Annotated in this window: 11 protein-coding genes; 4 read left to right on the top strand and 7 right to left on the bottom strand. The window is 74.1% G+C overall.

Annotated features, from left to right (window positions below):
• The first annotated feature begins 156 nt into the window (after positions 1-156).
• Positions 157-639, top strand: coding sequence for a MarR family winged helix-turn-helix transcriptional regulator (locus IE241_RS01160; RefSeq protein WP_190019652.1), 483 nt, complete (start codon positions 157-159; stop codon positions 637-639).
• A 54-nt stretch (positions 640-693) separates the two neighbouring features.
• On the opposite strand, the gene IE241_RS01165 is transcribed toward IE241_RS01160, so the two are convergent.
• The 6 genes from IE241_RS01165 to IE241_RS01190 all read right to left on the bottom strand — a co-directional run bounded on the left by IE241_RS01165 (position 694) and on the right by IE241_RS01190 (position 7,263).
• Positions 694-1,605 carry a nitroreductase/quinone reductase family protein gene (locus IE241_RS01165; RefSeq protein WP_190019653.1) on the bottom strand — a complete coding sequence of 304 codons (912 nt, stop codon included), beginning with the start codon at positions 1,603-1,605 and terminating at the stop codon, positions 694-696.
• Positions 1,606-2,050: 445 nt separating this feature from the next.
• Positions 2,051-3,430: an FAD-dependent oxidoreductase gene (locus IE241_RS01170; RefSeq protein ID WP_190019654.1), complete on the bottom strand. Its 1,380-nt coding sequence runs from the start codon at positions 3,428-3,430 to the stop codon at positions 2,051-2,053.
• A 32-nt stretch (positions 3,431-3,462) separates the two neighbouring features.
• Complete coding sequence (gene pcaG / locus IE241_RS01175) at positions 3,463-4,029, bottom strand: protocatechuate 3,4-dioxygenase subunit alpha (protein WP_190019655.1); 567 nt, start codon at positions 4,027-4,029, stop codon at positions 3,463-3,465.
• The gene (pcaH, locus tag IE241_RS01180; protein ID WP_190019656.1) at positions 4,029-4,763 is read right to left on the bottom strand and encodes a protocatechuate 3,4-dioxygenase subunit beta; all 735 of its coding nucleotides are present in this window, start codon (positions 4,761-4,763) and stop codon (positions 4,029-4,031) included. Before pcaH ends, pcaG begins: the two co-directional genes overlap by 1 nt.
• A 54-nt stretch (positions 4,764-4,817) precedes the next feature.
• Positions 4,818-5,999 (bottom strand): 4-hydroxybenzoate 3-monooxygenase, encoded by a 1,182-nt coding sequence (locus tag IE241_RS01185; RefSeq protein ID WP_190019657.1) that lies wholly within the window; start codon positions 5,997-5,999, stop codon positions 4,818-4,820.
• A gap of 70 nt (positions 6,000-6,069) precedes the next feature.
• Positions 6,070-7,263, bottom strand: a complete 1,194-nt coding sequence (locus IE241_RS01190) for a thiolase family protein (RefSeq protein WP_190019658.1) — start codon at positions 7,261-7,263, stop codon at positions 6,070-6,072.
• 187 nt (positions 7,264-7,450) lie between these two features.
• Here IE241_RS01190 and hemG point away from each other — a divergent pair, with 187 nt between their 5' ends.
• Complete coding sequence (gene hemG / locus IE241_RS01195) at positions 7,451-8,908, top strand: protoporphyrinogen oxidase (protein ID WP_190019659.1); 1,458 nt, start codon at positions 7,451-7,453, stop codon at positions 8,906-8,908.
• Between the two features lie 5 nt (positions 8,909-8,913).
• Positions 8,914-9,627 carry a hydrogen peroxide-dependent heme synthase gene (gene hemQ / locus IE241_RS01200; RefSeq protein ID WP_190019660.1) on the top strand — a complete coding sequence of 238 codons (714 nt, stop codon included), beginning with the start codon at positions 8,914-8,916 and terminating at the stop codon, positions 9,625-9,627.
• Positions 9,628-9,692: 65 nt separating this feature from the next.
• On the opposite strand, the gene IE241_RS01205 is transcribed toward hemQ, so the two are convergent.
• Positions 9,693-11,291 (bottom strand): alpha/beta hydrolase, encoded by a 1,599-nt coding sequence (locus tag IE241_RS01205; RefSeq protein WP_190019661.1) that lies wholly within the window; start codon positions 11,289-11,291, stop codon positions 9,693-9,695.
• Between the two features lie 247 nt (positions 11,292-11,538).
• Between IE241_RS01205 and IE241_RS01210 the strand changes: the two genes are divergently transcribed.
• Positions 11,539-12,243 carry an NERD domain-containing protein gene (locus IE241_RS01210; RefSeq protein ID WP_190019662.1) on the top strand — a complete coding sequence of 235 codons (705 nt, stop codon included), beginning with the start codon at positions 11,539-11,541 and terminating at the stop codon, positions 12,241-12,243.
• Positions 12,244-12,456: the final 213 nt, after the last annotated feature.

Raw genomic sequence — 12,456 nt, forward strand, 5'->3', positions numbered from 1 at the left:
ATGGACTCATAGGCTCATTGGCCGACCATTGTTGGTCGACCAACCTTTAGCCCTGGACGTCACTGTAGCGCATTACTTGGCTGGCCAACATAATGGCGGTGGGAGGATCTCCCAGCGCCCGCAGTCCCGCCTCCCCCACGCGAAGGAGCCCCGCACATGTCCGGCCCCACCCCGCCGAGCTGTCCCGACACCGCCGACGACCTGCAGCTGTGCCCCGCGGGCGGCGGCCAGGTCAGCCACGCCATCGCCCGCGTCGCCCGGGCCCACCGCATCACCGCCGGGAACCTGCTGCGGAAGCTCGGGCTCTACGCGGGGCAGGAGCTGCTGATGATGCGGCTGTGGGCAGCCGGTCCGCAGCGCCAGTCCGAGCTGATCAAGCTGCTGGGTCTCGACCCCTCGACCGTGACCCGCATGGTCCAGCGGCTGGAGCAGGCCGGCCTGGTCACCCGGTCTCCCTGTCCCGGCGACCGCCGGGCCGTCCTGGTGGAGACCACGCCGGCGGGCGAGGCCCTGCGCAAGGAGGTGGAGCAGGTGTGGCAGGAGCTGGAGGACCGCACCCTCGCCGGCCTCACGGAGGACGACCGCAAGGAGCTGTCCCGGCTCCTGTCACACCTGGAAGGCAACCTCACCGGCTGCTGAACGCGCGCCCTCCCGGGCTGCGCTACGGGCCGGCGGGCAACGCGACCGGCGGGGCTACGCGACCGGCGGGAAGGGGATCCCGGCCAGGAGCGGCAGGAGCGTCTCCTCCTCGTAGTCGAGGTGCGCCGTCAGCTCCTTCGCCATCCGCTCCAGCTCCGCCCGGAACCGCTCGGGGTCGGCACCGGCGACGCCGGCCAGGAGGCCGCTCAGCTCCTGCTGGATGCGGGCGACCGTGCGGTGCTCGTCGCGCAGCCGTGCGAAGGCGTCGCGGAGGTGGGGGTGGTGGGCCTCCATCGCCGGGAACATGTGCCGGTCCTCGCTGACGTGGTGGAACTCCAGCGACTGACAGAACGCCAGGCAGTGCTGGCGGATCTGCAGTCCGAGCCCCGGGGCCGGCGGCTCGCCCGGCCCCTGGTGCGCCGCCCGTGCGGCGAAGTGGGCGTCGGTCTCGTCGCGTACGTGCTGCAGCTGCGAGCGGAGCCGGACGTGCACCTCCAGAAGCTTGTCGGCGAGGGTCCGCACCGGTGCGGGGCCGCCTGCCGCGGCCTCGGGTTCGGGGCGCTCCAGGACCACGACCGGCAGGACGCGCGTGGTGTTCTCCTGGTACGCGCCGTACCCGGGCGCCGCGCTCACCACGTGCGCGAAGAGCCGGTCGCGGCGCTCCCCTTCGGCGGGCACCGCGATCGCCTCGTACCGCTCGGTGCCGATCTCCACCCGGACGACGGGGCGGGCCAGCAGGTTGTGGTACCAGTCGGGGTGCCGCGGGGCGCCGAGGTTGGATCCGACGACCATGAGCAGGCCGTCGTGGCGCACGTAGCCGAGCGGCGTGGTGCGCTCCACGCCGGACCTGGCGCCGGTCGTGGTGAGCAGCAGCAGATCGCCGCCCTCGAAGGGGCCGCCGACCTTTCCGCCGTTGGCCCGGAACTCGTCGATGACGGACTGGTGGAAAGAAGACGCGTGAGACATACGGGTGGGCTCTCCGGGAAATGCAGGACCGCGGCGGCAACCGGCCTGGCGGCAACCGGCCGCGGGAAGACCTGACGAGGGGAATCCGCGCTGAGCGGAGGAAAAGGGCGCACGGGGCGCCGAGATGAGCGCGAGCGAAGCGCGCCTGCGTCAGGCTCGGCCTGCGAAGCGTGAATTCATGAGGTGACCCTCGAAGACGGGTGGTCGCCCGGTCGCCGGCCGGCCCACTTCTCTTTGGCCGGCGCCACGCGCCACGCCCTCATTACACCGACCGGACCGGCCCGCGTCAACGCCGAAGATCATCGCTGGGCGACTCCGTCGACACGGGGAGCCAGTATGTGTCCTTGCTGGCAGCGCTCATCGGGGACCGGGAAGCCGCTGTCCGAGCCCCCGGAGGTTCCTGAGCCCCCGGAGGTTCCTGGGCTCCTGAGCTCCCCGAGCGCGATCAGCTCGCGGCGGCCACCTCCGCCGCCGCCCTGCGCGCCGCCACCAGAACCGGATCCCACACCGGTGAGAACGGCGGGGCGTAGCCCAGGTCCAGGGACGTCATCTGATCGACCGTCATGCCGGCGGTGAGGGCCACCGCCGCCACGTCCACTCTCTTCGCGGCGCCCTCGCGGCCCACGATCTGGACGCCCAGGAGGCGGCCCGTGCCGTGTTCGGCGAGCATTTTGACCGTCATGGGGCGGGCGCCGGGGTAGTAGCCGGCGCGGCTCGTCGACTCGACGGTGGCGCTCACGTAGCGCAGGCCCTCCTCGCGCGCCTGGGCCTCCAGCAGGCCGGTGCGGGCGATCTCCAGATCGCAGACCTTGCTGACGGCCGTGCCGACGACGCCGGGGAACGTGGCGTGGCCGCCGGCCACGTTGGTGCCGATGACCTGGCCGTGCTTGTTGGCGTGGGTGCCGAGGGCGATGTGCCGGGTGCGGCCGGAGACGAGGTCGAGGACCTCTGTGCAGTCGCCGCCGGCCCAGACGTTCTCGTGCCCGCGCACCCGCATGGACCGGTCGGTGAGCAGCCCGCCCGAGGCGCCCAGCGGCAGGCCCGCCGCGCGGGCCAGCGTCGTCTCGGGGCGCACGCCGAGCCCGAGGACGACCACGTCGGCGGGGTACTCGCGGTCGGCGGTGGCGACGGCGCGGACCCTGCCGTCCGGGCCGGTCCGTACGGCGGTCACCTCGGTGTCCGTCACCACCTCGATGCCCATCCCGGTCATGGCGTCGCGCACGAGCTCGCCCATGTCGGGGTCGAGGGTCGCCATCGGCTGCGCGGAGCGCTCGACGACGGTCACCGCGTAGCCCCGCCGGACGAGCGCCTCCGCCATCTCGACGCCGATGTACCCGGCGCCGACCACGACCGCCCGGCGGCCCGCCGCGCCGCCGTCCAGCGCGTCGACGAGCGCCCGGCCGTCGTCCAGGGTCTGCACCCCGTGCACGCCCGGCGCGTCGATGCCCTCCAGGGGAGGCCGGACCGGCCGGGCGCCGGTCGCGAGGACCAGGTGGTCGAAGCCGTGCCAGCGCTCCTCACCCGAATCCAGGTCGTGGGCCAGCACGCGCCGTCCCTGCAGATCGAGCGCGGTCACCTCGGTGCGCATCCGCACGTCGATGCCGCGGTCGCGGTGCTCCTCCGGGGTACGGGCGATCAGCGCGTCCGGGCCGTCGACCACGCCGCCGGCCCAGTACGGGATGCCGCACGCGGAGTAGGACGTGAACCGGCCGCGCTCGAACGCGGTGATCTCCAGCTCGCCGGGCCCCCGGAGCCTGCGCGCCCGGGACGCGGCGGACATGCCCGCCGCGTCGCCTCCGACGACCACGAGTCGCTGCGCGGCCATGTCCGGCTCCTCTCAGCCTTCGCTGTTTCCGTTCAGCCTTCGCTGTTTCCGTCTTCGTCGTTCCCGTGCTGCTGATGCCAGCTCAGGAAGACCGTCTCGTCTTCCCCCTGCAGCTTGACATCGAAGCGGTACGAGTTCCGCTGCCCGGGCTCCGGCCTCGCCAGCAGCGTGGCGCGCCGCTGCGCCGGCAGCGCGGCCAGCAGAAGGTCCCCGGGCGGCTCGGCGACGTACACCCGCGTGAAGAGGTGGTGGTCGAGCCCGCGCGCGAGGACGCACAGGGCCAGGTACGGCGCGCCGCCCGGCAGCAGCGTGTGCAGCACGTAGTGCCCGTCCCGGCAGGTGGGCACGCGGGCGAAGCCGGTGAACGCCCTCCCGTCGCGGCGCAGGCTGCCCGGCGCCCCGGCGAGCGAGCCGTCCGGCGCCGCCTGCCAGAACTCCAGCAGGGCGTCGGGCACGGGCGTGCCCTCGCCGTCGTAGACGTGGCCGTGGACGGTCACGGTCTTCGGGTGTCCCGGGGGAGCGAGGTCGCCGCCGCCGGGGAAGGGCAGCGCGGTGCCGTAGTAGGGGCCGACGGTCTGGGAGGGGGTCGGGGGCAGCATCAGCGGCCCTCCTCGGCCCAGGTGGCGGACGGGCCGTCCAGCACGATGTCCCAGCGGTAGCCGAGCGACCGGCCGGGCTCGCCCAGCGCCGGGTCGAAGACGGAGACCAGCCGGGCCCGCGCGGCCGTCTCGCTGACGGTGTGCCAGATGATGTCGGCCGGCAGGAGAGGGTCCCCGGGGAAGTACATCTGGGTCACCAGGCGCTGGGTGAACGCCGTGCCGAAGAGGGAGAAGTGCAGGTGGGAGGCGCGCCAGTGGTCGCCCGGATCGCCCAGCGGATAGGCGCCGGGCCGGACGGTGACGAAGCGGTAGCGGCCGTCGTCGTCGGTCAGGCAGCGGCCCGCGCCGGTGAAGTTGGGGTCGAGCGGGGCGGGGTGGCGGTCGAGCGGGTGGGCGTAGCGGCCCGCGGCGTTGGCCTGCCACACCTCCACGAGCTGGCCGCGCACCGGCCGCCCGCGGCGGTCCGTGACCCGCCCGCCGACGACGATGCGCTCACCGATCGGCTCGCCCCGGTGCTGCCGGGTGAGATCGCCGTCGAGGGGACCGACGTCGGCCGCCCCGAAGACGGGGCCCGTCAGCTCGACGGTCCGGGACGCCGGCGGCAGCGGCACGGGCACGCGAACGGCCGGCCTGAGAGGGACGCGGAGGGCGGCGGCGCGCAGAGCGGTCGCGAAGGCGCTGTCGTCGGGGTCCGTAGGGCGTATCCGTTCCTGTGCAGGTTCAGAAAGGGCCATGGGGCCGATCTACCCCGTGCCGCCCGTGGTGATCCCGACCGGCCCGCCGCCGGGTCAGATCAGCGGCGCGCCCGCATAGTTCTCGGCCAGTTCCGCCGCGGCCGCCGTGGGGCCGGTGACCCGGCGCAGCCGGGTGAGCTGCATGGCGCGGTCGTAGGCGTCGGCGCCCGGCGCGGCGTGCAGCAGCGTCGTCATCTCGTGCGAGAAGTACTGGGCCTGCCACACCCGGCGCAGACAGTTGTCCGAATAGCGGTCGATGAGGGAGGTCGAGCCGCTGCGGTGCCAGTGGGTGAACGCCCGGGCCATGGTGACGACGTCCCCGAAGGCCAGGTTGAGCCCCTTGGCCGCGCTCGGCGGCACGATGTGCGCCGCGTCCCCGGCGAGCAGCAGCCGTCCGTGGCGCATGGGCTCGATGACCAGGCTGCGCAGGCCGCTCACCGACTTGGTGAGGACGGGGCCGCGCTGCAGCCGCCAGCTCCCGGCGGCCAGCCGGATGTCGAGCTCGTCCCAGATGCGCTCGTCCGGCCAGTCGTCCGGGGAGGTGTCGTTGGGCACCTGGAGATAGAGCCGGGAGAGGGCGGGGGTGCGCATGCTGTGCAGCGCGAAGCCCCGCTCGTGGCCGGCGAGCAGCAGTTCGTCGCTGGAGGGCGCGACGTCCGCGAGGATGCCGAGCCAGGAGTAGGGGTACGTCCGCACGTGTATCCGGACCGCGCCCGGCGGCAGGGCGCGCCGGGAGGCCCCGTACGAGCCGTCGCAGCCCGCCACGTACTCGCACTCCAGCGTCCGCTCCTGCCCGCCGGGGCCGCCCGTGACGAAGCGGACCAGCGGCTGTTCCCCGTCGGCCTTCTCCACGGCCACGACCCGCGCGCCGAACAGCAGCGGCGGCCCGCCCTCCAGCTGAAGGGCTATCAGGTCCTTGACGACCTCGGTCTGCGGATAGAGCGTCACCGTCCGCCCGCCGGTCATGGAGGGCAGGTCCACCCGGTGCGCCTCCCCTTCGAAGCGCAGCTCGAAGCCGCGGTGGACCAGTCCCTCGCGGTCCAGCCGGTCGCCCGCGCCGCACTCCCGCAGGACGTCCGCCGAGCCCTGCTCCAGCATCCCGGCGCGCTGCCGCCGCTCCACGTACGCCCGGTCGCGGGCCTCCAGGACGACGCAGTCCACTCCGGCCCGGTGCAGCAGCCGGGCGAGCAGCAGGCCGGCGGGGCCGGCTCCGATGATTCCTACGGTGGTACGCATGACGGGCAACCTCCCCGGAGAGCGAGCGCCGTGCGGGCCCCGGCGTACGGGCCTCTCCGGGCGGGCGGCCTCAGCGTTCGAGGACCAGCGCCTGCCCCTGCCCCACGCCGATGCACAGCGCGGCCAGCCCCGTGCCCGAGCCCGCCGCGGCGAGCCGGTGGGCCACCGCCCCCGCGAGGCGCGCGCCGGAACATCCGAGCGGGTGGCCGATGGCGATCGCGCCGCCGCGGGGGTTGACGATCCCGGGGTCGAGGTCCGGCCACTCCGCGAAGCATCCCAGGACCTGGGCCGCATAGGCTTCGTTGAGCTCGAAATATGTCACGTCCGCCAGCGAGCGCCCGGCCTTGGCGAGGGCCCGGCGCACGGCCTCCACCGGCCCGAGCCCGTAGAGCTCCGGCTCGGTCGCGGTGACCGTCGAGGCCCGTACGCGCGCGAGCGGCTCGCGGCCCGTTCGCCGCAGCCCCTCCTCGTCGCACAGCAGCACCGCCGCCGCGCCGTCGTTGAGCGGCGAGGCGTTGCCTGCCGTGACCGTGCCCCCGTCCTTGCGGAAGGCCGGCTTGAGGCGGGCGAGGGCCTCCATGGAGGTGTTGTCGCGGATGGTCTCGTCGCGCGGGAGCTCCACGCCCGGCACCGGGACGACCTCGTCCGCGTAGGCGCCCTCCGCCCACGCCTGCGCCGCCTTGCGGTGGCTGGCGAGCGCGTAGGCGTCCTGCTGCTCGCGGGTGATGCCGTACTTGTCGGCGATCAGCTCGGCGCCCTCGCCCAGCGACGTCGTCCACCGCTCGGGCATGGCGGGGTTGGTCATCCGCCAGCCCAGCGTGGTCGAGTACATCTCCTGGTGGGCCGAGGGGAAGGCCCGCTCCGGCTTCGGCAGGACGTAGGGCGCGCGCGTCATGGACTCGACGCCGCCCGCCACCACGACCGAGGCGTCGCCGAGCGCGATCGCGCGGTAGGCGTGGACGACGGCCTCCAGGCCCGAGGCGCACAGCCGGTTGACGGTCAGGCCCGGCACGGTCACCGGGAGGCCGGACAGCAGGACGGCCATCCGGGCCACGTTGCGGTTCTCCTCGCCCGCGCCGTTGGCGTTGCCGAAGACGACGTCGTCGATCAGGGCGGGGTCGAGGGCGGGGCTGCGGCCGACGACGGAGCGCACGACGTGCGCCGCGAGGTCGTCGGGCCGGACGGAGGCGAGGGTGCCGCCGTACTTGCCGACCGGGGTGCGCACGGCGTCCACGACGTACACGTCCCGGATGCGGTCGTTCATGGCTGCTCCTCCCGCGGCGCCCCACCACCGGGGTCCGCCCTGTGAACTGGTGTTCATGGTCGGCCGCAGTCGAGTCTTCGGGCTGCGGCCGTCCGCTGTCAATGGGTAACCGCCCGACCGTTCGGACGGGAGCCTCTTGCGCGGCCCGGCCACCGGTCCGGGCAGGGGTGTTTGAGAGAGTGGTCCCATGAGCGCAGCGGACATTTCGGCGGACCGTTCCCGGCGGCACGCGGCCGTCATCGGCGGGGGGATCTCGGGGCTGGCGGCGGCCCTGCGGCTGGCGCGGGCGGGCGTCCGCGTCACGCTGCTGGAGAGCGAGGGCCGCGTCGGCGGCAAGCTGCACGCGGGCGAGATCGCGGGCGTGCCCGTGGACCTCGGCGCCGAATCGATGCTGGCCCGCCGCCCCGAGGCCGTGGAGCTCGCCCGCGCCGCCGGCCTCGGCGACCACCTGCGGCCGCCCGCCGCCACCGCGATGCTGTGGACCCGCGGCGAGCTGCGCCCCCTGCCCACCGGGCACACCATGGGCGTCCCCGGCGACCTCGCCCCGCTGGCCGCCGCCGGCATCCTCTCCGCCGACGGCCTCGCCCGCGTCGCCCGCGACGCCGAGCTGCCGCACACCGACCCCGGCGAGGACGTCGCCATCGGCGCGTACATCGCCGAGCGCATGGGCCGCGAGGTCGTCGACCGCCTCGTCGAGCCGCTCCTCGGCGGCGTCTACGCGGGCGACGCCTACCGCATCTCGATGCGGGCGGCCGTACCGCCGCTCTTCGAGGCCGCCCGCACCCACCGCTCGCTCGGCGAGGGCGTACGGGAGCTGCAGGAGCGCGCCGCCGCCCGGCAGCAGACCGGGCCGGTCTTCATGGGCATCGAGGGCGGCATCGGGCGGCTGCCGCTCGCCGTCGCGGACGCGGTGCGGGCCGCGGGCGGCGAGATCCGCACCCACGCGCCGGTGACCGGGATCGCCCGCACTGCTGACGGCGGCTGGCTGGTCGAGCTGGAGGACGAGACGCTGCCCGCGGACGCCGTCGTCGTCGCCACGCCCGCGCACCACGCGGCCCGTATCCTCGCCCGCGCCTGCCGCGCCGCCGGGGCCGGCGCCGCCGTCGACGCCCTCGCCGGCGTCGAGTACGCCTCCATGGCGCTGGTCACCATGGCCTTCCGCCGCTCCGACGTCGAGGGGCTGCTCAGCGGCAGCGGCTTCCTCGTCCCGCCCGTCGACGGCCGCAAGATCAAGGCGTCGACCTTCTCCAGCAACAAGTGGCGCTGGAACGCCGACGCGGACCCGGACCTGTTCGTCCTGCGCACCTCCATCGGGCGGTACGGCGACGAGGACGACCTCATGCGCCCGGACGCCGAGCTCGTGGCGATGTCGCTGAAGGACCTCGGCGACGCCGTGGGCCTCGCGGCCGCCCCGGTGGAGACCCGGGTCACCCGCTGGGACGACGGGCTGCCGCAGTACCCGGTCGGCCACCTCGCGCGCGTGGCGCGCATCCGCGAGCACGTCGCCCGCCTGCCCGGCCTGGAGGTCTGCGGCGCGATCTACGACGGCGTGGGCATCCCGGCCTGCATCGCGAGCGCCCACCGCGCGGCCGACGGGCTACTGGCGACCCTGGCCGAGGGCGCGGGGGACGACAAGGGAGAATAGGGACCATGACTGACGCGCAGAAGATCCCGAACGCCGGCAAGAAGGCCAAGGACCTCAACGAGGTCATCCGCTACACCCTCTGGTCGGTGTTCAAGCTCCGCGACGTCCTGCCGCAGGACCGCGCCGGCTGGGCCGACGAGGTCGAGGAGCTGTTCGCCCAGCTCGCCGAGAAGGACGTCACCGTGCGCGGCACGTACGACCTCTCGGGCCTGCGCGCCGACGCCGACGTCATGATCTGGTGGCACTCCGAGACCTCGGACGCCCTCCAGGACGCCTACAGCCTCTTCCGCCGCACCCGCCTCGGCCGTGCGCTGGAGCCGGTGTGGTCGAACATGGCGCTGCACCGCCCCGCCGAGTTCAACAAGTCGCACATCCCGGCGTTCCTCGCCGACGAGACGCCGCGCGACTACGTCAGCGTCTACCCCTTCGTGCGCTCGTACGACTGGTACCTGCTGCCCGACGAGGACCGCCGCCGCATGCTCGCGGACCACGGCAAGATGGCCCGCGGCTACCCGGACGTGCGCGCCAACACGGTCGCGTCCTTCTCGCTGGGCGACTACGAGTGGATCCTCGCCTTCGAGGCGAACGACCTGTACCGCATCGTGGACCTGATGCGGCACCTCCGCGCGTCCGAGGCACGGATGCACGTGCGCGAGGAGGTGCCGTTCTACACGGGTCGCCGCAAGGCCGTCGCGGAGCTGGTGGCCGGGCTGGCCTGACGGCCGGGCCCGGCTTTCAGCCTCCGGATTTCACCTTTCACCTTCCGGCTTTGGGCTTTCGGCTTTCAGCTTTTGGGTGACGGTGACGGCGTCAGGCCCTTGCCCGACGTCGCCGCGGGTTCCCGGCGCGGAGCGCACTCCGCGCCCCGCGCCGGGACCGCGCCCGTCAGCAGGTACGCGTCCAGGTAGCGGTTGACGCAGAGGTTGGGGCCGCCCCCGATGCCGTGCGTGCCCGCGCCCCGCTCGGTCACCAGCGCCGAGCCCGGCAGTCGGCGCCGCAGCTCCAGCGCTCCCGGATACGGGGTGGCCGCGTCCCGCTCCGACGCCAGCAGCAGCGTGGGCGGCAGCGCGCCGTGCTTCACCCGGACGTCGATCGGCCGCTGCGAGTACGTCTTCCAGAACGCGCACGGCAGGTTCATCCAGGCGTTCTGCCAGGTCTCGAACGGGGCCCGTTCCGCCAGCCGCGTGTTGTCGCGGTCCCACACGCGCCAGGAGCGCGGCCAGCGCGCGTCGTTGCACTCCACGGTGGTGTAGACGGCGTTGGCGTTCTCGCTCGCCACCGCGCCCGAGGCGTCCGGCTCCGCGATGACGCGCAGCGGCCTGGCGTCCCCGCGCAGGTACGCCGACAGGGCGTTCGCGGCGCGCGCCCAGAAGGTGTCGGTGTAGCCGACCTGGAGGAGCGCGCCCTGCAGCTCCCCGGGGCCGACCTTGCCTGCGGGGCGGCGCGCCAGCTGCCGGCGCGCGCGGTCGTAGGAGGCCAGCACCTGCCCCGGGGTGTGCCCCAGGTGGTAGACCTTGTCGTGCCGGGCCACCCAGCGCCGCCAGTCGGACCAGCGGGTCTCGAAGGCCAGGGACTGGTCCAGGTTGCTGCCGTACCAGATCTTCCTGGGGCTGGGGTCGACCACGCTGTCGAAGACCATGCGGCGCACGTGCCCGGGGAAGAGGGTGGCGTAGAGCGCGCCGAAGTAGGTGCCGTAGGACGCACCCATGAACGTCAGCCGCCGTTCGCCGAGCGCGGCGCGGAGCACGTCCAGGTCGCGGGCGTTGTTGAGGCTGTTGAAGTGCGGCAGGTCGGCGCCGGCCTTGCGGGCGCAGCCCTGGGCGTAGGCCTTGGCCTCGGCGATCTTCTTGTGCTTGTACGCGGCCGAGGGGTGCTGGGGGGCGTCGGTGGGGGGCTTCGCGAAGGTCGCGGGGTTCACGCAGGACAGCGGGGCGGAGCGGCCGACACCGCGGGGTGCGTAGCCGACGAAGTCGTAGGCCTTCGCCAGGTTCTTCCACTGCGGGACGGCGGCGAGCAGCGGGAAGAACATGCCGGAGCCGCCCGGGCCGCCGGGGTTGTAGACGAGCGCGCCCTGCCGCTCGTGCGCCGGGCCGGTGGCGCGGCCGCGGCTGACGGTGAGGGTGATGTGCTTGCCGTGGGGGTGGGCGTAGTCCAGCGGCACGGACACGGTGCCGCACTCGAAGGGGGCGGGCAGGCCCTCGGCCGCGGGGCACGCCCCGAAGCGGATGCCTGCCGCGGCGGCCTGCTGGGCGGCCTTCTCCGCGCCCAGGGCTTCGGCGTAGCCGCCCGGCGTGTGCCCCGGGGCGAGGGCATCGGCCGGGGCGGTGATGAGTGTGGTGAGGACCAGGGACCCGAGGGCTCCGTACAACGCGACTGCTCTCACTGACCATCCCTTCCCGGCGTTAATCTGACAAAAGGGATATTTGGTCCGGGGTTCGGCGAAGTAAAGCACCGGCGGCCGGTGTCGCCGGAATGCGGCCGAAGGGGGAGGGAAGTGCGAGCGCGGGGCGAGGCATGGACGAGGCCCCGCGATCGGGGGGATGTCGCGGGGCCTCTGTCCGTGTCAACGGCCGGACGATCGGGTTGGTTCCCTCGCTTCTGCGGCAGTATGGCGGGTGGGGGTGGTGCGCGTGCGGGAGCGGCCGGACGGCAAGAGGAGCGCGAACGGCAAGACGTACGATCCCGAGCGGCTGTTCCTGCCGCCCGACGACGACCTCGCCCCCAACCGCCCCGGCGAGACGCTCCGCGCCCGGCTCGACGGCTGCGGCGCGGCGGGAGCCTCCGGCCGGGCCCGGCTCGTGCTCGCCCGCCTGCTCGGCCGGCGGCCCGTGGAGGACGCCTGGCGCCGGGCGCTGGCCGCCGAACAGTGCGTCGGCGCGGCGCTCGAAGGGCTCGCCGGGGGCGGCGGCTGGGACGTGGTGCACTCCATCGTCCTGCCGGGGGACGCGATCATCGCCCACCTGCTCATCGGTCCCGGAGGCGTCTTCGGCATCGCCTCCAAGCCCGGGCGGCGGGCCCGTGTCCGCGTCGGCGAGTCGCAGGTGCGCACCGACCGGGAGCGGCAGTCCTGCCCGTACGTCCGCGAGACGCGGCACGACGCCGCGCGGGCGTCCCTCGTCCTCTCCCGCGGCTGCGGCTTCCTCGTGCAGGTGCAGCCGGTGCTGGTGTTCGTCGGCGCGCGGAGCGTGGAGGTCGCGCCGGAGCTCGACGACGTCCGGGTGCTGGGGGAGGGGGAGGTGCCGGGGCTGGGTGCGCTGGGCGGGGTGCTGCACCCGGACCGCTCGCGGCGCATCCACACCGTGGCGCGCAACCGGCGGGTGTGGCTCTGGGCGTGACGGGTCGTCGGGCGTGTTGTGTCGTGTGGTGTTGCGTTGCGTTGCGTTGCGTTGCGTTGTGCGGCGTAAGCGTGACGTGCCGTCAGATGGGTGAAGTGCGGGCGTATTTCCCGACCGGGCGGCCGGTTGCTGCGTAGCCTTGATCATGCGGTCGAGGACCGCGGGGAGGCTGCGGTGCGGTGCGCCGCGCCCGGCGGACGCTCGGGGATGCGG

The organism is Streptomyces hiroshimensis, assembly GCF_014650335.1.
Lineage (GTDB): Bacteria > Actinomycetota > Actinomycetes > Streptomycetales > Streptomycetaceae > Streptomyces > Streptomyces hiroshimensis.